At 64.8% G+C, this 22,644-nt stretch carries 14 protein-coding genes; 5 read left to right on the top strand and 9 right to left on the bottom strand.

The window, feature by feature from the left end; translation table 11 throughout:
• Positions 1 to 164 precede the first annotated feature (164 nt).
• The 3 genes from MKK04_RS21025 to MKK04_RS21015 all read right to left on the bottom strand — a co-directional run bounded on the left by MKK04_RS21025 (position 165) and on the right by MKK04_RS21015 (position 6,291).
• Entirely contained in the window at positions 165 to 2,576 is a 2,412-nt protein-coding gene (locus MKK04_RS21025) for a glucose/quinate/shikimate family membrane-bound PQQ-dependent dehydrogenase (protein WP_063913161.1), read from the bottom strand.
• A gap of 32 nt (positions 2,577 to 2,608) precedes the next feature.
• A complete protein-coding gene (locus MKK04_RS21020) occupies positions 2,609 to 3,943 on the bottom strand; it encodes a carbohydrate porin (RefSeq protein ID WP_233694167.1) in 1,335 nt (444 codons plus the stop codon).
• A gap of 302 nt (positions 3,944 to 4,245) precedes the next feature.
• Positions 4,246 to 6,291: a TonB-dependent receptor gene (locus MKK04_RS21015; RefSeq protein ID WP_207832970.1), complete on the bottom strand. Its 2,046-nt coding sequence runs from the start codon at positions 6,289 to 6,291 to the stop codon at positions 4,246 to 4,248.
• Between the two features lie 165 nt (positions 6,292 to 6,456).
• On the opposite strand from MKK04_RS21015, the gene MKK04_RS21010 reads away from it, so the two are divergent.
• Together MKK04_RS21010 and MKK04_RS21005 are read left to right on the top strand one after the other, a co-directional pair.
• A complete protein-coding gene (locus MKK04_RS21010) occupies positions 6,457 to 6,678 on the top strand; it encodes a VF530 family DNA-binding protein (protein ID WP_003252112.1) in 222 nt (73 codons plus the stop codon).
• 1 nt (position 6,679) lies between these two features.
• The gene (locus tag MKK04_RS21005; protein ID WP_063913158.1) at positions 6,680 to 7,315 is read left to right on the top strand and encodes a Pr6Pr family membrane protein; all 636 of its coding nucleotides are present in this window, start codon (positions 6,680 to 6,682) and stop codon (positions 7,313 to 7,315) included.
• Positions 7,316 to 7,361: 46 nt separating this feature from the next.
• Here the strand turns inward: MKK04_RS21005 and MKK04_RS21000 are convergent, their stop codons facing one another.
• The 3 genes from MKK04_RS21000 to MKK04_RS20990 form a co-directional block, all read right to left on the bottom strand.
• Positions 7,362 to 8,123: a siderophore-interacting protein gene (locus MKK04_RS21000; RefSeq protein ID WP_207832967.1), complete on the bottom strand. Its 762-nt coding sequence runs from the start codon at positions 8,121 to 8,123 to the stop codon at positions 7,362 to 7,364.
• Positions 8,116 to 8,661 (bottom strand): PadR family transcriptional regulator, encoded by a 546-nt coding sequence (locus MKK04_RS20995; RefSeq protein WP_207832965.1) that lies wholly within the window; start codon positions 8,659 to 8,661, stop codon positions 8,116 to 8,118. The genes MKK04_RS21000 and MKK04_RS20995 overlap by 8 nt, the downstream gene beginning before the upstream one ends.
• An 89-nt stretch (positions 8,662 to 8,750) precedes the next feature.
• On the bottom strand, positions 8,751 to 11,900 hold the full coding sequence (locus tag MKK04_RS20990) for a transglycosylase domain-containing protein (RefSeq protein WP_207832962.1): 3,150 nt from the start codon (positions 11,898 to 11,900) through the stop codon (positions 8,751 to 8,753).
• A 420-nt stretch (positions 11,901 to 12,320) separates the two neighbouring features.
• On the opposite strand from MKK04_RS20990, the gene MKK04_RS20985 reads away from it, so the two are divergent.
• Complete coding sequence (locus tag MKK04_RS20985; RefSeq protein WP_207832959.1) at positions 12,321 to 13,739, top strand: amino acid permease; 1,419 nt, start codon at positions 12,321 to 12,323, stop codon at positions 13,737 to 13,739.
• Positions 13,740 to 13,862: 123 nt separating this feature from the next.
• On the opposite strand, the gene MKK04_RS20980 is transcribed toward MKK04_RS20985, so the two are convergent.
• Both MKK04_RS20980 and MKK04_RS20975 read right to left on the bottom strand, forming a co-directional pair.
• A complete protein-coding gene (locus tag MKK04_RS20980) occupies positions 13,863 to 15,482 on the bottom strand; it encodes an FMN-binding glutamate synthase family protein (protein WP_207832957.1) in 1,620 nt (539 codons plus the stop codon).
• Positions 15,483 to 15,664: 182 nt separating this feature from the next.
• On the bottom strand, positions 15,665 to 19,933 hold the full coding sequence (locus MKK04_RS20975) for a DEAD/DEAH box helicase (protein WP_241105950.1): 4,269 nt from the start codon (positions 19,931 to 19,933) through the stop codon (positions 15,665 to 15,667).
• A gap of 136 nt (positions 19,934 to 20,069) precedes the next feature.
• Between MKK04_RS20975 and MKK04_RS20970 the strand changes: the two genes are divergently transcribed.
• Positions 20,070 to 20,483 (top strand): NUDIX hydrolase, encoded by a 414-nt coding sequence (locus MKK04_RS20970; protein ID WP_233687020.1) that lies wholly within the window; start codon positions 20,070 to 20,072, stop codon positions 20,481 to 20,483.
• Here the strand turns inward: MKK04_RS20970 and metR are convergent.
• Entirely contained in the window at positions 20,467 to 21,384 is a 918-nt protein-coding gene (metR, locus tag MKK04_RS20965; protein ID WP_207832952.1) for a transcriptional regulator MetR, read from the bottom strand. The genes MKK04_RS20970 and metR overlap by 17 nt on opposite strands.
• Before the next feature lie 196 nt (positions 21,385 to 21,580).
• Here metR and MKK04_RS20960 point away from each other — a divergent pair, with 196 nt between their 5' ends.
• On the top strand, positions 21,581 to 22,576 hold the full coding sequence (locus tag MKK04_RS20960; protein WP_241105949.1) for an alpha/beta fold hydrolase: 996 nt from the start codon (positions 21,581 to 21,583) through the stop codon (positions 22,574 to 22,576).
• Positions 22,577 to 22,644: the final 68 nt, after the last annotated feature.

The following is a 22,644-nucleotide window of genomic DNA, read 5'->3' as shown; positions in this document are numbered from 1 at the left end:
TTCAATGGTAGATGATGGGTGTAGAGAGGAGTGATGCCTGGACCGGCCTCTTCGCGGGTAAACCCGCTCCCACAGGTATGGCGCCGAGCTTGGGAACAGCGCCGTACCTGTGGGAGCGGGTTTACCCGCAAATGCGGCAGCAGGTTCACTGCCGCATCTCTGGATTACTCAGCCAGCTTGTAGGCGATGATGTAGTCGCCCATCCTGGTGCCCAGCGAGCCATGCCCGCCGGCAGTCACCAGCACGTACTGCTTGCCATCCTTGCCGCTGTAGCTCATCGGCGTGGCCTGGCCACCCGCTGGCAGGCGGGCTTTCCACAGTTCCTTGCCGTTGTTCACGTCATAGGCGCGCAGGTACTGGTCCAGGGTGCCGCTGAGGAAGCCGACGCCACCGGCGGTGACGATCGAGCCGCCCATGCTCGGCACGCCAACCGGCAAGCCGATCGGCACCGGGGTGCTGTCGCGGGTAGTGCCGTTCTTGTGCTTCCACACCACTTTGTTGGTGAACAGGTCGATGGCGGCGACATAGCCCCAGGCCGGGGCCTGGCACGGTACGCCCAGTGGCGACATGAACGGGTGCATGGTCACGGCATACGGCGCGCCGGTGTTCGGCTGCACGCCGCTGGTTTCGCTTTCGCGCTTGCTGCCTTCGGCCACCTGCTCACGCGGGATCATCTTCGACACGAAGGCCATGTAGTTGGGCGAGGTGAACAGCAGTTGGCGCACCGGGTCGACCGACACGCTACCCCAGTTGAACACACCGACGTTACCCGGGTACACCAGCGAGCCTTGCTCGGACGGCGGGGTGTACTGGCCTTCGTAACGCAGCTCGCGGAACTGGATGCGGCACAGCATCTGGTCGAACGGCGTGGCGCCCCACATGGCCTGTTCGGTCAGCTCGGGGCCGAGCAGGTTGAGGTCGGAGCGGGCCTGGGTCGGCGAGGTGTGATCGCCCTTCACCGCACCTTGCGGGGTGGGGATTTCGCGGATCGGCACGATCGGCGTACCGTCGCGGCGGTCGAGCACGTACAGGCTGCCTTGCTTGGTCGGCACGATGATTGCCGGCTTCACGCCGTCGTCGGTCTTCAGGTGGACCAGGGTCGGCTGGCTACCCACATCCATGTCCCACAGGTCGTGGTGGGTGAACTGGTAGTTCCAGCGGGCCTTGCCGGTGGCAAGGTCCAGGGCGACCACGCCGGCGCTGTACTTCTCGGCGCCCGGGGTACGGTCGGCGCCCCACTGGTCGGGCGTCTGGTTGCCCAGCGGCAGGTAGATCATGCCGAGGTCTTCGTCGACGCTGGCGATCGACCACATGTTGGCCGAGTTGCGGCTGTACATCTTGCCGGGAGCCAGTGGCTGGGTGTCGTCCGGGTTGTTGCTGTCCCAGTTCCACACCAGGTGGCCATCGTGCACGTCATACGCGCGGATCACGCCGGACGGCTCGTTGGTCGACTCGTTGTCGGTGACGTGGCCACCGATGATTACCAGGTCACGGGTGACCGCAGCAGGCGAGGTGGAGTAGTAGCCACCAGCGGTGAACGGGCCGATGCCGGTGGTAAGGTCGATCACGCCCTGGTTGGCGAAGCCTTCGCAGACCTTGCCGTTGTCGGCGTTGATGGCAATCAGGCGGGCGTCCGCAGTCGGCAGGTAGAGGCGGCGCGGGCAAGCCTGGGCCACGGCCTGGCCTGCGTCGGTAATTTTCGGTGCCGGGCTGCCGTCGCGGCTGACATAGCGGTTTTCGTCATAGTACGAAACGCCACGGCAGGTCATGTGGGCAAAGCCTTTGAAGGTACCGACCGGGCTCTTGACCTGTGGGTCATAGCGCCAGATTTCCGCGCCGGTGTCCGGGTCCAGGGCCAGCAAGCGGCTGTGCGCGGTGCAGGCATAGAGCATGCCGTTGACCTTCAGCGGGGTGTTCTGGTTGGTCAGCTCCACCGGGTCGTTTTCGGTCGGCAGGTCACCGGTGCGGATGCGCCAGGCCTCTTCCAGGCGGTAGGCGTTCTGCGGGGTGATCTGGCGCAGCGGCGAATAGCGGTCGCCGTGTTCGGTGCGACCGTAGGCCTGCCATTCACCGTCGGGCATGGCCGGGGCGGCGCTGGCCATTTCGCTGCTGTCGCGGCCCAGTTCGCCGAACACTTCACCGGGGTGGGTGAACTGGCTGCCCACGGCGCAAGCGCCCGAAGCGATCACTGCAACGCTGAGCAGCGCAGTGTTGGCCTTGCTGGCCGGGCCGCTCAGCGGGCGACGCGCCCAGGGCAGCAGCAGGACCACGCCGATGGCGAACCAGATGGCCAGGCGCGGTACCAGTTGCCACCAGTCCAGGCCCACTTCGAGCAGGGCCCACACGGTACTGCCCAACAGTACCAGACCGTACAGGCCCAGGGCGATGCGGCGCTGGGCCAGCAGCAGGATGCCCGACAGGGCAAAGCCGATACCGGCGATCAGGTAGTACAGCGATCCGCCCAGCTGGCTCAGCTTGATGCCGCCGGCCAGCAGAGCCAGGCCCATCAGCAACAGCAGCGCGCCGATCAGGCGCGGTAGCCAGCGGCTTCCATTGTTGGCACCTTCAGTGCTCATCGTAGGTTCTCCGTCAGGTCAAAAAGGGGGGGTTAGAAACTGCTCTGGATCTTCAGGCCGCCGATCAGGGCGCCATCGACCTGCGACACCCCACCCGGGTGGCGGATGTACTGCAGGTTGGGGCGGACCGTGAGCCAGTCGGCCAGGTGGATGCCGTAGTACAGCTCGGCGCTGTACTCGGTGTCCTGCACTGGCAGGAAACCGGGGTTGTCGTAGTCGTCGAGGCCGGCGGCCTGGTTGGCCAGGCGCGCGTTCTTGCGATAGGCAGGGTTGACGTGCACGCGGGCCAGGGCGAAACCGATGTCGTCCTTGGCGCGGGCGTCGAAGGGCCCTTTGTACACCAGTCCTGCCTGCACATAGTTGTCGATGGCATTGGTTTTCTTGTCGTGTACCGTGGCATTGGCGAACAGGCTCAGACCACGCGACTGGTCGGACGCCAGCGAAGTCACCTGCTGCTGGGCGCCGAGCCACAAGCCGTGCTTGCTCGAACTGCTGCGGTAGGCGGCGCCGCTGAGGGCTGCCGGCTGGCCGTTGCTGTCCTTGAGAACATCCTGTGCCTTGGCATTACTGTAGTAGTAGCCGGCGCGATATTCCCCTTTCAGACCATTGACCTGTGGGCTCCATACCAGTTCTATCGGCATTACCGCGCCTTGGGTGCCGCTGCCGCTGAGCTTGAAGCCGTTGCCCGACTCCAGGTTGGAGGGGTTCTGCTCGAACACGCCGACCTGGGCGTAAAGCGCGTCGCTGAGGTTGTAGCGCACGCGCAGGGCCCACTGGCTGACCGGCCAGTTGTACCAGATGCCGCCCACCCAGTTGCCTACCTGCGAGCCGCAGAAGGCCAGGTTCTGGAAATCGCAGGGGAAGCTGTTGAAGTCCTCGCCTTCGCCGAAACGGCCGAATTTCACGTCCAGTGCGCCATCGAAGTACTTCTGCTTGATCCACATTTGCGTCAGCCGCCAGGTTTCGCCACGGCCCCACACTTCCTGGGCCGAGGTAAAGCCGCCGACTCGCGGGTCGTTGATGCGGTCGTTGCTGATGTTGTCGCCGTGGCGCTCGGTGATGGTCAGCTGGAATTCGGTGTCGTGCCAGCCAAGGATCTTCTCCAGGTCCAGGTGGCTGCCGAAGGTGAACTGGTCGCTGTAGCGCGCGGTGCGGTCGTGGTCGTAGCCACCGTGCAGGTTGCTGCCCATCTCGCCGGTGTAGCCGAGGGTGAAGTCGTAGCCTTTTTCCAGCAGTTCGCTGCGGGTGCCGCCCCAGTCGCCGAGCATCCATGGGGAGTCGCTGGCGAACATCTCGCTGGCACTGGTGGAGGTCGCCAGGGCACTGAAGGCAAGGCCGATGTAACAGGTTTTGGGCAGTTGGAGCATGAGATAGCGCTATCTTTTGATTGTTGAACAAACGGCAAGCGCATCGAAGGGCGGGCCCTCCAATGGATATGGCGACAAGATGGTTTCGATGAAGCGATTCAGCTTGCGGCGGGGAGGATATAGGGGAAGTTGTAAGAAAAAAAGACAAATTGTCGCAGTGGATTGTTGCCGATCTGGCAACAGTCCAAAGCTTGCGAGATCTTGTGGGAGCGGGCGTGCCCGCGAACACCGGCGAAGCCGGTGCCATCCACCGCGTTGGATTCTTCGCGGGCATGCCCGCTCCCACAGATACTCATTTGCAATCAGAAGGTGGTACGCAGGCCCACTTCCACACTACGCCCCGGCGCCGGGGCGATATCGCGCAGGATCGAGCTGGCATAGCGTACGGTCTGGTCGGTCAGGTTCTCGCCGCGTACAAACGCCAGCCACTGGCTCTGGCCAACGTCAAAGCGGTAACCAACGCTGGCCCCCAGCGTGGTGTAGCCATCGGTGCTGGTTTCGTTGGCCGGCTTGCGGTGCTGCGACGCAGCATGCTGCACATCGACCCGCGCCTGCCAGCGCTCCAGCTCCCAGACCAGGCCGCTGTTCAGACGCAGCGGGGCGATGCGGGGCAGTGGCTCGCCACTGTCGAGGTTCTTCGCCCGGGTGTAGTCACCGGAGAGCTCCAGCGCGAAGCTGCCATAACGGTTCTCGACCAGTTGCCAGCGGTCCTGGGCCTCGATGCCATAGAAGCGCGCCCGCACGCCCTGGTACTGGTATTCCGGGAAGCCATCATGGTCATGATCGTGGTCGTGGTCATCCTCATCATGGTCGTGGTCATGCCCCTCGCGGATGTTGCCGGTGCCGATCAGGCCGATGTAGTTGCGGAAGTGGCTGTAGAACACCCCGACACTGCCCTTGTGGGTGCCGTTGTCGAACCGCAGCGCCAGGTCGGCGGAAATGGCTTTTTCCTTGTTAAGGCTGGCATCGCCGACTTCAAAGGCCCCGGTGGCCACGTGGGCACCATTGGCATACAACTCGTAGAAGGTCGGGGCGCGCTCGGTGTAGCCGAGGTTGGCGGCCAGCGACCAGATCGGGTCGAGCTGGTACACCGCCCCGGAAGACAGGCTGAAGGCGTTGAAGCTGCTGGCGCTGTCGGCATCGACGAAGTTCTCGTTGCCTTTGGCATCCGGGTCGACCCGTGTGTGCTCCATGCGAGCGCCCAGGCTCAGGTTCAGGCGCTCGGTGGCTTGCCACTGTTCCAGCATGAACAGCGCCAGGCTGTCGGTGTCGGTGTGCGGAACGAAGGCTTCCTCGCCCAGGGCGGAGAATTCATTGCGGCTGACCTGGGCGCCGATCACGCCTTCCACCGGCCCGAACGGTTGGTGGCGGGCTTCGATGCGTGTTTCATAGCCCTTGTTCCTGAAGGTGGTGTGGACTTCGCCTTCTTCGATTTCACGGTGCTCGTAGTCGGTATAGCCGGCATCGACCTTGAGCGAAGTGAACGGGCCGTCCAGGTCACGCAGCTCGGAGGCGAAGGCGTAGTGGTCCTGCTTCATGTCCAGGCGCACACCTGGTTCGGCCACCGAGCCATAGTTGCTGTCGTAGTGGCTGTACGACAGGCCGGCGTAACCTTGGTCCCAATGGTAGGCGCCGCCCACGGCGCCACCGTCCTGGCGGCCGTCGCTGTTTTCCAGGCGGTGTTTGCTACCGGGCTCGTCGGCATCACGCACCTTGGAACTGCGCGCGTAACCGGGGATGCGCAGGTCGTTGAACTGGCGGCTGTTGGCATCCAGGTGCAGGGCGAAGGCACCGTTGCCGGCCTCCAGCTTGCCAGCGCTGCTGCGGGTGGTGTCGGCGCCGCCGTAGCGCAGTTCACCGGCACCGTGGATGCCCTCGATGGGGGTGTCCGGGATGCGGTTGTCGAAGGTGTTGACCACACCACCAATGGCGTTGCCGCCGTAGAGCAGGGCAGCCGGGCCACGGACGATCTCGACGCGGTCGACGGTGACCGGGTCCAGCGGCACGGCGTGGTCGTAGGACAGCGACGAAGCATCCAGGGCGCCGACGCCGTTGCGCAGGATGCGAATGCGGTCGCCATCCAGGCCACGAATTACCGGGCGACTGGCGCCAGGGCCGAACCAGGTGGAGGCGACCCCGGGCTGCTTGTTCAGGGTTTCACCGAGGCTGCCGTGCTGCTGTTGCAGCAGGTTGTCGCCTTCGAGCACGCTGCTGGGGGCGGCCAGCTGGCGGTTGCCCAAAGGGTTGGCGGTGATGACCTGGGGTTCGAGTTCCACTGCGTGGCCGGGTGCTGCGGCCAGCCACAGCGCGACGGCGAGGGGAGAGAGGCGAAGCGGTGTGTACAGCATGGGGATGGGGCGTTCCTTGGCAGATGCTTTCGTATTGTTACAATATAACATCTCTATTTCAGCACAGAGGTTTTGCGCCTGGCCAGCGGTTTTTCTGTCGACTCGCCTGATCCCACCCACCACTACACTCGTGTAAGGTGCGCATCTTTCCTATGGAGCACTGGCATGAGCACGGCCCAACACAACGCGCTGCACGGCAAGACCCTCGAACAGATCCTCACCGAGCTGGTGGCGCACTACCAATGGCAGGGCCTGGCCGAGCGCATCGATGTACGCTGCTTCAAGAGCAACCCGACCATCAAGTCGAGCCTGACCTTCCTGCGCAAGACACCGTGGGCACGGGAAAAGGTCGAGCAGTTGTACGTGAAACTGCAGCGCCAGGCCTGACATGCCGCGTCGTACCTGGCTGACCGGCATGGCCGTGCTGGGCTGGTTCGGTTTGACCGTGCAGGTGTACCTGGTGCTGCTGGCGCGTTGGCAGGAACAGGCCAGCCTGGTTGGCGGCCTGATCAATGTGTTCGGGTATTTCACCGTATTGACCAATACCCTGGTGGCAACGGTGCTCAGTTATGCGGCGTTCGGCCGGGAAGGCCGTGCCAAGCGTTTTTTCCTGTCGCCTTCGGTGGGTTCCGCGGTGGCCGCCAGCATCGTGCTGGTGGCATTGGCCTACAGCGTGCTGTTGCGTCACTTGTGGCAACCGCAGGGCTGGCAATGGCTGGCGGACGAGTTGCTGCACGATGTGATGCCCGTGCTCTATGCCTTGTACTGGTGGTGCGAAGTGCCCAAGGGCAGGTTGCGGCTATGGCACTTGCTGGTCTGGGCGGTGTACCCGGCGGTGTATTTTGCCTACGCGCTGTGGCGAGGGAGCGAGATTGGCGTATATGCCTACCCGTTCATCGATGTGGCGAGCCTGGGGTATGGGCAGGTGATGCTCAATGCCCTGGGAGTGCTGGCGGGGTTCTGGGGGATTGGGCTGGTGTTGCTGGGGCTGGATCGGTGGCGGGGGCTGCACAGATTGGCTTGAGCTGCACTGGCCCTCTCGCCGGCAAGCCAGTGCAGGCAATAAACAATCATTCGTCGTCCGCAGTCCCGTCGGCACGCCAGTAGGCCACAGCCTTCAGCGCATCCTCAGGCAGGCCTTTCTCCAGCAACAGCGCCTTGGCCTGGCGGGTCAGGGCTTTTTCCAGCGCCACCCAGCCGTACAACCGGCCTTTTGGCAAGGTCAGGTTCTTCACCAGTGCCAGCAAGTCTTCCTGTTGGCGACGTACCCAGATCACCTCCACCTGTGCCTTGCTCGGCAGTGGCTGGCGTTCCTGCTCGTCTTCGATCTGGATAACCGCCAGCACCTGGCGGCCTGCCGGCAATTCCTCCAACCGGCGGCCAATGGCCGGAATGGCGGTTTCGTCGCCGATCAGCAGATAGCTGTCGAAGATGTCCGGCACCACCATCGAAGCCCGCGGCCCGGCGATGTCCAGGGTTTGCCCGGGTGCGGCCTGGGCGGCCCAGGTGGAGGCAGGGCCATCGCCGTGCAGCACGAAGTCGATATCCAGCTCATTGGCCACCAGGTCGATGCGCCGCGGCGTGTATTCGCGCATGGTGGGCCGTGCGCCACCTTCTCGGCCCAGATTACGGGCCTCGATGGCTTGCTGTTGCTCCGGCGTTTCGGCGAACAGCAGCTTGATATGGTCGTCGCTGCCCACGCTGGTGAAGCCTTGCAGCTCGGCACCACCGAGGGTGATGCGGCGCATGCGCGGGGTCAGTTCGGTGACCCGCAGCACCTGCAGGCGGCGTTGGCGGATCTCGTGGTTGACGCGGTGAATGGTGTCACTCATGGGGTGTCTCCCTGACAGGTTCGGCCGGCCCGGAGGCGATGGCCTTGGCGGTGTGGTTGAGCAGGTCGCGGACCCGCTCGATTTCTTCCGGTGTCCAGCGGCCGCTGTGCATGTGCAGTGCGTGGCGCAGGTTGCCGACCGCTTCATGAATCTCTGGCGGGCGGTCGTGGCCGCGCAGGGCGCGTTTGCTGACTTCGATGCGCATGCGCACGCCGTCCAGGGCAACGGCCTGTTCGGCCAGGGCGGTGCGGCCGGCTTCAGTGATGGCATAGAGGCGTTTGCTGCCCTGCACCTGGCCGCTGATCAGCTCGGCCTCCTCAAGGAAGTTGAGGGTGGGGTAGATCACCCCGGGACTTGGGCTGTAGCTGCCGTCGAACAGGTTCTCGATCTGGCGGATCAGGTCGTAGCCGTGGCCTGGCTGCTCGGCGAGCAGGGCCAGCATCAGCAGCTTGAGGTCGCCGGGGGCGAAGACGCGAGGGCCGCGTTCGCCACGGCCGGGGCGCCGCTCGAAGGGGTCATGGGGGGTAGGTTCGCGCATGGGGAAAGGGCTCCGTCGTTTGCGATATATCGTAAGATATTACTCAAGATATATCTAAAGACAAGCCCTTAATTGCAGATGATTATCATCTAGTTGTTCGATGCATCCCCTTGTGGCGTGGCTGTGTGCGTGGCCACCTGCGGCGGTTTGCACTCATTCGGATTGCCCGGTTGCAGGTATGGCATGAGAATCGGCGCCATGCCCTTGAGTACCTGCACCGGCAGCGCCGAGGTGAACTTGAAGGCCTCTGCCGAGCGCCCCGGCACGAATGCGGTCAAGGTGCCGAAGTGGTTGTCACCCAGGAAGAACACGAAGGTGGCGGTACGGTTCAGCGAGCGCGAGCCGATCAGCCGGCCGCCAGCACCAAAGCTTTCGATGCGGTTGTCACCGGTACCGGTCTTGCCGCCCATTACCAATGGCGTGCCGTCCTGCAGCTTGAAGCTGCCGGAAATACGCCGCGCGGTGCCCGCATCCACCACCTGCGACATGGCGCCTTTGAGGGCGCGCGCCACTTCGACCGGCAGAATCCGTACGCCCCGGTCCGGGTCGGTGACCAGCTTGGTCTCGTAAGGCGTGTTGGCCGCAAAGTGCAGGGTGTCGATACGCAAGGTCGGCAGGCGCACGCCGTCGTTCTGGATGATGCCAACCAGTTCGGAGAGGGCGGCAGGGCGGTCGCCCGAGCTGCCGATGGCGGTGGCCAGCGAAGGCACCAGGTGGTCGAACGGATAGCCCACGCGCTTCCAGCGCTGGTGAATGTCGAGGAACGCTTCGATCTCGACCATGGTGCGAATACGGCTGTCACGGGCGCCCTGATGGCGGCTCTTGAACAGCCAGCCGTAGACCTCCTGGCGCTCGAAGCGGCTGGCATTGACCATTTCGGTCAAGGTCGAGCCGGGGTTCTTCAGCAGGTAACCGAGCAGCCACAAGTCCAGCGGGTGGACCTTGGCGATATAGCCCTGGTCGGGCAGGTCGTACTTGCCCGGGCCATAGGCGTCGTACATCTCCGACAGACGGCCATCGGTCAGTTTGCCCAGGACGATCTTGTCGCCCTTGAGGTGGGCGCGGACGAAGGCGTTGAAGGTTTCCTGGCCAGCCTCGGGGAACAGGTAGCGGTGCACGGCCGCCAACCGTTGCGGGGTCACGCGCATGCTGTCGAGGAAGGTGTCCAGGCGCTGCTGCGAGGTCTTGCGCTGGTATTTCTTCCAGAAGCGCATCAGGTAGTTGGTGCCTTCCTTGTCGGCGAAACGGGCCAGGTATTCCTGGCGGCGCGGGTCGGAGTCGTCCTTGAGCAGCGGCACACGGTTATACGGCTGCTGGTAGGTCACGTAGCGCACCAGGTCGCGCATCAGGCGGATGAACGGCAGGTTGATCGATTCGCGCAACGCATCCTTGAGGGTCGGGTTGCGGCTGTTGTCTTCCTTGCGGAAGTTGTTGAACACATGCATGCCGCCGCCGGTGAAGAAGGCTTCGCCGGTGTTGGCCGAATACTTGCGTTCCAGAGCGGCATCGAGCATGGCGTCCAGGCTCTGGTTCTTGCTGTTCTGCGCCAGCCATTCCAGCGACCACTGGCTGATGCGGTCGAGTTCGGCGACTTCGACTTTCTTCAACTCCGCGGCAGGCTTGCCGGCGTACTTGTCGTGCAGCTCGGCGATGATCTCCAGGTAGGTGGTGAGCACCCGCAACTTGGCGGTGGAGCCCAGCTCCAGCTTGCTGCCTTCGTTGATGTCGAAGGGCTGGTCGGTGCTGTCGGTCTGCACCCGCACCCGCGAGCCGTCGGCGGTGCGCTCGAACAAGGTGAAGCTGTAGCTCACCTGGTCGGTGGTCTTGGCCGTGAGCAGGCGTTCGCCGATCAGGCCGATCTGCGCCGCGAATTCAGGGTCGGCAAGGTTTTTCAGGTACTGGCTGACCTGCAACTGCAGGTCGGACTGCAGGGTACTGGTGGCCGACACGTCGAGCCGGTCGAGGTCGTACAGCGGGCGGTTGAGCATGGCCGCCAGACGGTTGCGTGCCAGGCTGATGCCCTTGTTGGTGACGATCGGCACGATGGTCGGTTGCGCCACCCAGTCGCGGTATACCGCCTTGCTGGCCAGTGCTGCGTCGGCCAGTGGCTGCTCGATGACCTTGTTGGCGGCCAGTACGCGGATGTGCGCGTCGGTCAGTTCGGCCAGCTCGACCCGCCCCTTGGACAGATAGTGCGAGGGCCGACGCTGGGCAATCATCAGTGACAGCACCTGGCGCAGGGCCAGGCCGCGCGCGGCCATGCTCTCGGGGTCGCTGGCGGTGGAACTCAGGGCCTGGTTGACCTGGTCGAAGTCGGCGCCATACCACACCCGCAGGCCTTCGGCCATGCCATGCACTTCGCCATGCCCAGGCACTGCCGACAGCGGCACGCTGTTGAGGTAGTCACGCACGATGCGCTGGCGCGCCTCGGTAGTGTCCGGGCCGCCCTGGTAGGCGCGCACGCTGGCGGAAATCATCTGGCGGATCTTCTCGGCGCCGGACACGGTCAGGCCGTCCGGTGAATGGCGGTACTTTTCCAGCTGCGTGGCCAAGGTACTGCCGCCAGCGGACTGGCCGGGCAAGGCCAGGTACTTGGCCACCTGGCTGTAGGCGGCCTTGGCGAAGCGCGGCCAGTCCACGGCCGGGTTGTTACGCGGGTCCTTGGTGTCGAGCAGGTCGCGGTTCTCGATGAACAGCAGGCTGTTGACGATCACCGGCGGGATCGCCGCAAAGTCCGGGTACAGGTGTTGCGGGTAGTTGTACTGGTACAGCATGTCGCCGCGGCAGTCGGTGATCGACAGGCCCGCCTGGATTTTCTCGATATAGGGGGCGAACAGCCCATGATCGACGTAGTTCATCAACGCCGGCGAGAACCTCACCTGCTCGCTGATCAGGTAGTCGCGCTTGAGCAGGCGCGGCAGGAACTCGCCCAGGGCGCTGTAGCCAAGGCGTTTGTCGAACGGCCCCTCACCGGGGTAGACGATGGCATCGCTGGGGCCTGGCTGCAGCGAATAGGTGAGGGTGCTGGCCAGTTTGCTGAATTCCCGCGACTGCAGGTTGGAGGTGCGGAATTCGTCATACGCAGCGAAGCCGATGGCCACCAGCGCCACCAGCAGGATGAGGATGATCAGCCGCCACCATAGCCGACGCTGACGGGGGGATTCGGGTTGTGGCGTCTCGGCCGGAGGTATCTCGGGTGCTTCCGTTCTGCTTGGTTCCGATTGCCACAGTGCGCCCATAGTCTTCTATCCGGCCAGGTATTTTCGTCTTGCTTGTCTGAAGCTTAGACGTTGAGCGGGTGAGGTGAAAATTTTGTAAGAGGTGGAGAAAAGTGGTGTAGGGCTATGCGGCTTTGGTGTGGGTTTCTTCATACGGCGATGTTGCTATGGTGCCGCAGGAAATTTTGCGGGCGCTTTGCGCCTGATCGCAGGCAAGCCAGCTCCCACAGAGCCCGATTTCTTGCCAAATTTCTGCATATTTATAGTGAAAACTCCTACAACGGTCTTCCTATACTGCTTGCCCCCTTCGCCCTGCCGGCCGCTCTATTCCGGTACACGGGCCGGCCCACGAGGCCAGCCCGGCAAGCCAACGCCACGCCTATCGGCCTGGCCGGTGCTGCACGAAGGTCAAATCCAATAACAAAATGAGGTTGTATTGCTATGCCAGTCGGCAACCACCCTGCCCACGGCCAGGCCACTGAAGGCGGCCCGCTCAAACGTGAACTGGGCGAACGGCACATCCGCCTGATGGCGCTGGGCGCCTGTATCGGTGTCGGTCTCTTCCTCGGTTCGGCCAAGGCCATCGAAATGGCCGGCCCCGCCATCATGCTGTCCTACATCATCGGCGGCCTGGCCATTCTGGTGATCATGCGCGCCCTTGGCGAAATGGCCGTGCACAACCCTGTCGCCGGTTCGTTCAGCCGTTATGCCCAGGACTACCTTGGCCCGCTGGCGGGCTTCCTTACCGGTTGGAACTACTGGTTCCTGTGGCTGGTGACCTGCGTTGCCGAAATCACCGCGGTGGCCATCTACATGGGCATCTGGTTCCCCGACGTACCGCGCTGGATCTGGGCCCTGGCGGCGCTGGGCAGCATGGGTGCGGTCAACCTGGTGGCAGTGAAGGCCTTTGGTGAATTCGAGTTCTGGTTCGCCCTGATCAAGATTGTCACCATCATCGCCATGGTCCTTGGCGGCATCGGCATCATTGCCTTTGGCTTCGGCAATGACGGCGTGGCAATGGGTATCTCCAACCTGTGGAGCAATGGCGGCTTCATGCCCAACGGCGTGACCGGCGTGCTGATGTCGCTGCAGATGGTGATGTTCGCCTACCTGGGCGTGGAAATGATCGGCCTGACCGCCGGTGAAGCACGCAACCCGCAAAAGACCATTCCGCAGGCCATCGGCTCGGTGTTCTGGCGCATCCTGCTGTTCTATGTCGGTGCGCTGTTCGTGATCCTGTCGATCTACCCGTGGAACGAGATCGGCAGCCAGGGTAGCCCGTTCGTCATGACCTTCGAGCGCCTCGGCATCAAGACCGCCGCCGGCATCATCAACTTCGTGGTCATCACTGCAGCGCTGTCGTCGTGCAACGGCGGCATCTTCAGCACCGGGCGCATGCTCTACAGCCTGGCGCAGAACGGCCAGGCCCCGGCGACCTTCGCTCGCACCTCGAAGAACGGCGTACCGCGCAATGCGCTGCTGCTGTCGATCGGTGCGCTGCTGCTGGGCGTGCTGGCCAACTACCTGGTGCCGGAGAAGGTCTTCGTCTGGGTTACTTCCATCGCCACCTTCGGCGCGATCTGGACCTGGGTGATGATCCTGCTGGCACAGCTGAAGTTCCGCGCCGGCCTCACCACTGCCGAGCGCAAGGCACTGAAGTACCGTATGTGGTTGTGGCCGCTGAGCTCGTACCTGGCGCTGGCCTTCCTGGTGCTGGTGGTCGGCCTGATGGCCTACTTCGAGGATACCCGCGTGGCCCTGTACATCGGCCCGGCGTTCCTGGTGCTGCTGACGGTGCTGTACTACGCCTTGCGCCTGGCGCCGAAAGACGCGCAGGGTGTGGCCAGTACTGCTTCCTGATCTGAAATGGCTGGGGCCGCTTTGCGGCCCTTTCGCGACACAAGGCCGCTCCCACAGGAGATCGCGTACTCCTGTGGGAGCGGCCTTGTGTCGCGATGGGCTGGGTAGCAGCCCCAGGTTCAATCAGGCCGCCACCTCGCTGTGCGGCTCGAAGCTGTCCGCCCGCGCCAGTTGCCACATGCGCGAATAGAACTGCCCGTTCACCTCGCCAGTCAGCAGTTCACCCGGCTTCAGGAACACATGCATCTGCGAGAACAGCTTGATCTCGGTGGCCGAGATGCGCCGCACCAGGTGCTTGGCTTCCAGTTGCGCAGGGTGCTCCAGGCCCGCTGCCGCAAGCATTTCGGCCAGGGCCCGCAAGGTGTTGTGGTGGAAGTTCACCACCCGCTGGGCTTTATCCGGCACCACCAGCGCCCGCTGGCGCAGCGGGTCTTGCGTGGCCACACCGGTCGGGCACTTGTTGGTGTGGCAGCTCTGCGACTGGATACAGCCGATGGCGAACATGAAGCCGCGTGCCGAGTTGGCCCAGTCGGCGCCAATGGCCAGCACGCTGGCAATGTCGAAGGCGCTGACGATCTTGCCGCTGGCGCCCAGCTTGATCTTGTCGCGCAGGTTCAGGCCGACCAGGGTGTTGTGCACGAACAGCAGCCCTTCGCGCAGCGGTACGCCAATGTGGTCGGTGAACTCCACTGGCGCCGCGCCGGTGCCGCCTTCCTTGCCGTCGACGACGATGAAGTCGGGCAGGATGCCGGTTTCCAGCATGGCCTTGGCGATGCCCATGAACTCCCACGGGTGGCCCAGGCAGAATTTGAAGCCCACCGGTTTGCCGCCAGACAGCTCACGCAACCGGGCAATGAACTGCATCATCTCGATGGGGGTGGAGAAGGCGCTGTGGCGCGACGGCGAGATGCAGTCTTCGCCCATCAGCACGCCACGGGTTTCGGCAATTTCCCGAGTTACCTTGTGCTTGGGCAGGATACCGCCATGGCCGGGCTTGGCGCCCTGGCTCATCTTGATCTCGATCATCCGCACCTGCGGGCTGCGCGCCTGGGCGGCGAAGCGTTCGGGGTCGAAGCGCCCATCTGGCGTGCGGCACCCGAAGTAGCCGCTGCCCAGTTCCCAGACCAGGTCGCCGCCGTGCTCGCGGTGATAGGGGCTGATGCTGCCTTCGCCAGTATCATGGTGGAAATTGCCCAGCTTGGCGCCCTGGTTGAGGGCACGGATGGCATTGGCGCTGAGCGAGCCAAAGCTCATCGCCGATATGTTGAAGATCGACGCCGAGTAGGGCTGGCTGCACTGCGGCCCGCCGACGACGACCCGGAAGCTGGCCGGGTCGGCCAATGGCGCCGGACGCATGGAGTGGCCGATGAACTCGAAGCCAGACTCGTACACGTCGATCAGGGTGCCGAAGGGTTTGTCCGAGGCTTCGTTCTTCGCCCGCGCGTACACCAGCGAGCGCTGGGCGCGGGAGAACGGCAGGGCGTCGCTGTCGGCCTCCAGCAGGTACTGGCGGATTTCCGGGCGAATGGCCTCGACCAGGTAGCGGATGTTGCCCAGGATCGGGTAGTTGCGGCGTACTGCGTGGCGTTGCTGCAGCAGGTCGAACAGGCCGATCAGGCTGAGGATGGCAGTGGTCAGGGTGAACGGCCACAACCATTCGTGGTGGGTGAAGGGCAGGCTCGCCAGGGTGAACAGCACACAGGCGGCGAAGAAGGCATAGCGGCTGAGAAGTGACAGGCTCATACAGGGTCCTTGCGATGGCGCGGTCAGGCTCAGGGCCTGGGGCAAACCCCGACCATAGCCAAGTTGCACGGCTGTGCAAATTAAAATCGGGGTAGCGAAAATCATTCTCGCCAAGCCTTGTGCAGGCTATACGGGCCCTATCGCCGGCTTGCCGGCGATAGGGCCCGTACAGCAAAAAACATTCAGATGGTGTCGCGCAGCAGCTTCTGCCGCCAGCTTTCCTGCTCTTGTGCCGGCGCTTCGACCAGGTACGAATAGTGCCCGGCCACCCGCACCGCCACTGGTACCCCGTCGCGATACAACAGGCGGTTGCCACTGACCGCCGGCACTTTCGCCCCCGGTAGCAACGACCCGACCAGGTTCAGCGGGTCACTGGCGCTCACCACTACCAGTGCCCCGTCCAGCTCACGCCGCCGCACCTGCCGCAGCAGCCCCACCGCCTCTGGCAAGGCGAATTGTTCACCGGCCAGCCCGGCAATGAAGCGCCCGCCACGAATCTCGCCACGCGCTTCCAGCCGGTGATAGCAGCGCAGCAGCTCGCGCCACGGCGGCAGCACATCGCTTTCGCGCTCCAGCAGCCGCCAGCACACCACGCCATAGCGCCGTAGCAAGGCACGGGCGATGTGCTCCAGACGCTGGCTGTCGTCCACCGCGCCCGTGCGCAACAAGGCCCAGCGCCCGGCATGGGACATGCTGCTGGACAGCGGCGGGTGGCCGCGTCGGCTGTTGCGTGAAGCGCGTTTCGCCGCCGGGGTGATCAGGCTGCGCAGGCCGGTGAAACTGTCGGCCCCAACCAGGCCTGCACCTACCAGCTCCTGCAAGACCGTCTCCAGTTCGCTGGGCAGCAGGTGGGCATCCTGTGTCAGCTCGTCGAAGAACAGCGCGCCATGTGCATGCAGCACCTCGTGGACGCGTTGCGCCCGTGCGCCGAGGCTATCCAGGGCTGGCACGGGGGCAAGGCTGCGCCACAGGCCAAGGTGCTCGCGCGGCAGCAGCACCAGCGGTGTGCTCGACAAGGTGTTGCTCGACACGGTCGCCGCCAGCCGGCTCCAGGCGAACTGCCCGCTACGGCAGGCATCGTCGAGCCAGTGCGGGCTGTAGTCCTTGATGCGTGCCGGCAGCAGTTCGGCCTCCCAGGCGCCAGCGGCACTCGGGAAGCCTTGCAATTGGCCCAGTACCTCGGCCACCGCTTGCGGGCCGCGCAGGCGTGTGTCGTTGGCCAGGTGCTGCCAGTCGAACAGAAAGCGCATGAAGTCCTGCAGGCTGACCGGCTCGATCTCCCGCCGCAGGCGTTTGACCGTGTAGCGGTGGATACGCGCCAGCAAATGGCGCTCGCACCACTGCAGTTCGCTTGCCCCGGGGCTGAAATGCCCACGCAGCACATAGCCTTCGGTTTCCAGGCGGGCCAGTGCCTGTTCGATGGCCGGCAGCGGTTTGCCAAGTGCTGCCGCAATCTGCGCACGGGTCAGCGGGCCATGGCCGCTCAGGCGGGCTCGCAGCAGTTCGACCAGCGCAATGTCCGGCTCGATGGCCTGATCGAAGCCTGGCAGTACCTGCAACGCAGGTTCCAGCCGGGAGCCGGGATACAGCACCTGCAGCAGGCTCAACCGCTCGCGCGCCAGCCACAGCTTTTCATCCACCAGGCGCAAGGCCCGGCCGGCTTGGGCCAACTGCCTGAGTAGCAGCTCCCAACTGGCATTGTCCTGCACTTCGTCCTGGCTGATGGCACCCAGGCCCATCAACGCCTCATGCATTTCATCGGCATTGCCCGGCTGCGGCCAGGCCTCGGCAGCAACGGCGGCAATGGCATCGGCGTCCAGTGCGCCCAGGGCGTCGCCGCTGTGCACCTCGTTCCAGCGCCGGTTGAGCACCGCCTGAGTGCGCCGTTCTTCCAGCGGCGCATCATCCAGAAAGGCATAGGGACGGGCATTGAGGATGGCCGAAGCCAGCGGCGAAGGGGCGGGCAGGTCGCGGCACAGCAGGCGCACCGTGCCGCTTTCCATTCGCCGCAACAGCGCCAGCCAGCCTTCGCAGTCCATCGCCTCGTGCAGACAGTCGTCGAGGGTTTGCTCGACCAGCGGATGATCAGGAATCTGCCGTTCGCCGACGATATTCTCCAGGCAGGCGATCTGGTCGGGGAACACGGCGGCAATCAGGTCTTCGCTCTTCATCCGCTGGATCTGTGGCGCCACCTTGCGCCCACCGACAAAGCGCGGCAGGGCCAGGGCCACGCTGGCGTTCCAGCGCCAGCGCACGCCAAACAGCGGCGCATCGAGCAGCGCCTGGACAAGAATCGGCTCGGCGCTGCGGCTATTCAGGTAACGCCACACATCGTCCAGTTCGAAACTGTGGCTGGTGGACAGCGACAGCACGATGGCGTCCTCGCTGGCTGCCGCCTGCAACTCGAAGTTGAAGGTGCGGCAGAAGCGCTTGCGCAGGGCCAGGCCCCAGGCGCGGTTGATGCGGCTGCCGTAGGGCGAATGGATGATCAGCTGGGTCCCGCCGGACTCATCGAAGAAGCGCTCCATCACCAGCGTGTCCTGCGAGGGCAGGGCGCCGAGCACTTCGCGGGTGCGGGCCAGGTAGTCGAGCAACTGGCCGGCGGCGGCTTCGCCCAGGTCGAAGGTGTCCTGCAACCAGGCCAGCACCTCGGCCTGGTTGGCGCTCGCCAGCTGTTGGTCGATCTGTGCCTGCAGCCGGGCCACCGCGGCAGACAGCTCGTTGCTGCGCCCCGGCGCCTCGCCCAGCCAGAATGGAATGGTCGGCGGCAGGCCATGGGCATCCTCCACCCGCACCCGGCCCGGCTCGACGCGCAGGATGCGATAGGAGGCGTTGCCCAGCTGGAAGATGTCGCCGGCGATGCTTTCCACCGCAAAGTCTTCGTTGACGCTGCCGATGTTCAGCGCCTGCGGTTCGAGCAGCACGGCGTAGTCGGCGTTGTCGGGGATGGTGCCGCCGCTGGTCAGAGCGGTCAGCTGGCTGCCACGGCGGCCACGCAGCGTGCCGCTCACCGCATCGCGGTGCAGGTAGGCACTGCGCACGCCCTGGCGACCGTTGAAGCCCTCGGCGAGCATGCGCAGCAGGGCCTGAAAGTGTTGCCGGTCGAGTTCTGCGTAGGGCGTGGCCTGGCGCAGGCAGTCGAACAGCGCCTGTTCGTGCCAGGGCTGGTTGCTGGCTTCGGCAACGATCTGCTGGGCCAGCACATCCAGCGGCGCCCGGGGAAGGTGCAGTTCGTCCAGCTCGCCCCGGCGTATGCAGTCGAGCAGGGCCACGCATTCGATCAGGTCATCGCGCGAGGTCGGGAACAAGCGCCCCTTGGGCACGCCATCGACCTGGTGGCCGGCGCGTCCAACCCGCTGCAGCAAGGCCGCGATCGAGCCTGGCGAAGCGATCTGGCAGACCAGTTCGATGTCGCCGATATCGATGCCCAGTTCCAGCGATGCAGTGGCCACCAGCACCTGCAGCTGGCCGTGTTTCAGGCGTTGTTCCGCCTCCAGGCGCAGCTCCTTGGCCAGGCTGCCATGGTGCGCGGCAACCGCCTCTTTTCCCAGGCGGTCGCTGAGGTGACGGGTGATGCGCTCGGCCAGGCGCCGGGTGTTGACGAACACCAAGGTGGTGCGGTGTTCGCGCGCCAGGGTAGCCAGGCGGTCGTAGACCAGGCCCCAGACATCGGTGGCCATCACCGCACCCAGCGGCACTGGCGGCACCTCGATGGCCAGGTCGCGCTGCCGGGCATGGCCGACATCGACGATGGCGCAGGTGCGGCCGTTGCCGACCAGGAATTGCGCCACCCGCTCGACCGGGCGTTGCGTGGCTGACAGGCCGATACGCCGCAGTGGCTGGTTGCACAGGGCTTGCAGGCGCTCCAGGGTCAATGCCAGGTGGGCGCCGCGCTTGTTGCCGGCCAGGGCATGGATTTCGTCGACGATCACCGTGTGCACGCTGGCCAGGCCTTCACGGCCCGACGCCGAGCCCATCAGCACGTACAGCGATTCGGGTGTGGTCACCAGGATATGCGGCGCCAGCTTGCGCATGGCGGCACGCTCCTTCTGCGGAGTGTCGCCGGTACGTACGGCCGTACTGATGCGTGGGGCGTTCAGGCCCTGGTCCGCAAGGGCCTGGCTAATGCCTTCGAGCGGGGCTTGCAGGTTCAGGCGGATATCGTTGGACAGCGCCTTGAGTGGCGAAACGTAGACTACCTGGGTTTGCGCAGGCAGCTCGCCCTGGTGCTCCAGGCCCTGGCGGAACAGTTCGTCGAGCACGGCCAGGAACGCGCTGAGGGTCTTGCCCGAGCCGGTCGGCGCGGCCAGCAGCATCGAATTGCCCGCGTGGATCAACGGCCAGGCCTTGGCCTGGGCATCGGTGACCGTGGCGAAATGGCGACGGAACCAGGTGCGCACAGCAGGGTGAAACAGCTCGAGCACCGGGTGGTGTTTGGCGGGCAGGTTCATGTGTTGGTTATGGCGGGTGTGGGACGGGTTGGCAAGGGGCCGTTCGTCTGGCAGGCCGGCACAGGAAACACTGGCCTTGTCAGGTCAGGACCCCCATGGGATCCTCCCCGGCCATTGTTTCAAGTGAGCCCAGCCCATGCCCAAGACCATCCGCATCGCCGCCGCCCTGCTGATCGACCCCCAGGGCCGCACCTTGCTGGTTCGCAAGCGCGGCACCCAGGCCTTCATGCAACCTGGCGGCAAGATCGATGCTGGCGAATCCCCGCTGCAGGCGCTGGTGCGCGAGCTGCATGAGGAACTGGGCCTGCACCTCGACCCGGCCCAGGCCGTGCACCTGGGCCAGTTCAGCGCCCCGGCCGCCAACGAGCCGGGCTTCGAGGTACAGGCCGAACTGTTCCGTGTCGACAGCGCCGCCGCCGTGCGCCCGGCCGCGGAGATCGAAGAGGTGGTTTGGCTGGCCGCTGACCAGGTACCCGCCATGCACCTGGCTCCCCTGACCCGCGACCTGATCCTGCCGCTGTACCGCCAGGCCGTCAGCGCACCGCGCTGACACCATCGAGGGTGGCGAACGAGGTGTCCTTGGCTGTCAGCAAGAAGTCGCGCATGTACGGCGCATCGAGCATGTCGGTGCGCACGGCGGCGTAAAGCGTGGCGAACAGGCCTTTCTCGCCCAGGCGCTTGCCCTTCACATACCCGCGCGAGCTGTACTCGTGCAGCGCCCAGTGCGGCATGCCGCAAACGCCACGGCCGCTGGCCACCAGTTGCATCATCATCACCGTCAGCTCCGACGTGCGCACGGCGGCCGGCTCGATGTCGGCCGGCTCCAGGAAGCGGGTGAAGATGTCCAGGCGATCGCGCTCCACCGGGTAGGTGATCAGGGTCTGGTCGAGCAGGTCCTGCGGCACGATGTAGGGTTTGCTGGCCAACGGATGCTGGTTGGCCACCGCCAGCATCGCCTCGTAGGTGAACAGCGGTACGTAGGTGATGCCCGCCAGGTCCAGCGGGTCGGAGGTCACCACCAGGTCGAGGTCGCCGCGGGCCAGGGCCGGCAGCGGGGCAAAGGCAAAGCCTGAGGCCAGGTCCAGCTCCACTTCCGGCCAGGCATCGCGGAACTGGTCGATGGTCGGCATCAGCCACTGGAAGCAGCTGTGGCATTCGATGGCCATGTGCAGGCGCCCGGCGGTGCCACCGGCCAGGCGCGCGATGTCTCGTTCGGCGCTGCGCAGCAGCGGCAGGGTGGCATCGGCCAATTGCAGCAGGCGTAGCCCGGCGCTGGTGAAGCGGATCGGCTTGGTCTTGCGTACGAACAGCGGCAGGCCCAGGCGCTCTTCCAGCTCCTTGAACTGGTGCGACAGCGCCGACTGGGTCAGGTGCAGGCGCTCGGCAGCCTCCACCAGGCTGTCGGCCTCGCGCAGGGCATGAAGGGTTTTCAGGTGACGGATCTCCAGCACAGCTGACTCCGGGGTGTGGATTTGAGGAAACAGGGAATGAGTTGAGTTTCCCTCATGTTGCCGCGCCTGTCGACTGGGCGTTCGGTCGCACCGCCTGGCGGGAGTCATCAAACTGTCACTGAACTGTGGCAGCGCGCCCGAACAGAATTCATCAGACTCGCGCTCTACTGGGGATCTGCATTCTGGTGTTTCTTTCATGCGGGCTTTTTGGCTTTTTCTTTTCTGTGTATTCGGCGTACCTGCGAGTTTCGCTGAACAGCGTTGTGACGCCCAGGTGCCGGTGCAGCGGGCCGAGCTGGGGGCGGTCAGCCTGGTGTACCAGAGTGTCGGTGCGCCACGCGACCCTGCCTTGCTGCTGGTGATGGGCCTGGGCGGGCAGCTGATCCACTGGCCGGACGATGTGGTCGAGGCGTTGTGCCGCCAGGGCTTTCGGGTGATCCGCTATGACAACCGCGATGTCGGCCTGTCACGCTGGAGCCAGTTGCCACCGTCGGCCAACCTGACGGTCGAATTGCTGCGCTACAAACTGGGCCTGCCGGTGGTTGCGCCTTATACGCTGACCGACATGGCGGACGATGGTCTGCGCCTGATGGATGCGTTGGGCGTGCGCCAGTTCCACGTGCTGGGGGTGAGCATGGGCGGCATGATTGCCCAGCACCTGGCGGCCATGGCGCCCGAGCGCGTGCGCAGCCTGACGCTGGTCATGTCCAGTTCAGGGGCGGCGGGGTTGCCGGCGCCGGATCCGGCGCTGGTGCAACTGCTGGCCCGGCGCAGCGCGCCGAACCGCGAAGTGGCCATCGAACAGCAGGCCGACCTGCTGGCGGCGCTGGGCAGCCCCGAGGTGCATGACGACCGTGCAGCCTTGCTGCAGCAGGCGGCCGTGGCCTACGACCGGGCGTTCAACCCTGACGGGGCCAAGCGCCAGATCATGGCAATCCTGGCCGAGCCGAGCCGCGTCGAGCTATTGAACCGGTTGAGGGTGCCGACATTGGTGGTGCATGGTACGGCCGACCCATTGCTGCCGGTAATGCATGGCGTGCACCTTGCGGCACATATTCAAGGTAGCCAGTTGCTTTTGATACCGGGGTTGGCGCACCGCTTCCAGGAGCCGTTCAAGGCGCCGCTGCTGGGGGCTGTGTTGCCCTACCTGCAGGCGCATCGGCAGGATGTCACGCATATCGCAGGGCTCTGAATCCGCGTTGGCCTCTTCGCGGGTACGGCACAGACCTCAGGCAATGTGAGGAACCTGTGGGAGCGGGT

The sequence above is a fragment of the Pseudomonas sp. LS.1a genome (assembly GCF_022533585.1).
GTDB lineage: Bacteria > Pseudomonadota > Gammaproteobacteria > Pseudomonadales > Pseudomonadaceae > Aquipseudomonas.
Note: the sequence above shows the minus strand (reverse complement) of the source record. Positions and strands in the feature narration are given on the sequence as shown.

Bases quoted from the DNA above. Each gene is read 5' to 3' on its own strand.
- MKK04_RS21005 (WP_063913158.1), top strand. From the start codon at position 6,680: ATGCCGCGTCGTACCTGGCTGACCGGCATGGCCGTGCTGGGCTGGTTC.
- MKK04_RS20960 (WP_241105949.1), top strand. From the start codon at position 21,581: ATGCGGGCTTTTTGGCTTTTTCTTTTCTGTGTATTCGGCGTACCTGCG.
- MKK04_RS20975 (WP_241105950.1), bottom strand. From the start codon at position 19,933: ATGAACCTGCCCGCCAAACACCACCCGGTGCTCGAGCTGTTTCACCCT.
- MKK04_RS20990 (WP_207832962.1), bottom strand. From the start codon at position 11,900: ATGGGCGCACTGTGGCAATCGGAACCAAGCAGAACGGAAGCACCCGAG.
- MKK04_RS20970 (WP_233687020.1), top strand. From the start codon at position 20,070: ATGCCCAAGACCATCCGCATCGCCGCCGCCCTGCTGATCGACCCCCAG.
- MKK04_RS21025 (WP_063913161.1), bottom strand. From the start codon at position 2,576: ATGAGCACTGAAGGTGCCAACAATGGAAGCCGCTGGCTACCGCGCCTG.
- MKK04_RS20985 (WP_207832959.1), top strand. From the start codon at position 12,321: ATGCCAGTCGGCAACCACCCTGCCCACGGCCAGGCCACTGAAGGCGGC.
- MKK04_RS21000 (WP_207832967.1), bottom strand. From the start codon at position 8,123: ATGAGTGACACCATTCACCGCGTCAACCACGAGATCCGCCAACGCCGC.
- MKK04_RS21015 (WP_207832970.1), bottom strand. From the start codon at position 6,291: ATGCTGTACACACCGCTTCGCCTCTCTCCCCTCGCCGTCGCGCTGTGG.
- MKK04_RS21010 (WP_003252112.1), top strand. From the start codon at position 6,457: ATGAGCACGGCCCAACACAACGCGCTGCACGGCAAGACCCTCGAACAG.
- MKK04_RS21020 (WP_233694167.1), bottom strand. From the start codon at position 3,943: ATGCTCCAACTGCCCAAAACCTGTTACATCGGCCTTGCCTTCAGTGCC.
- MKK04_RS20980 (WP_207832957.1), bottom strand. From the start codon at position 15,482: ATGAGCCTGTCACTTCTCAGCCGCTATGCCTTCTTCGCCGCCTGTGTG.
- MKK04_RS20995 (WP_207832965.1), bottom strand. From the start codon at position 8,661: ATGCGCGAACCTACCCCCCATGACCCCTTCGAGCGGCGCCCCGGCCGT.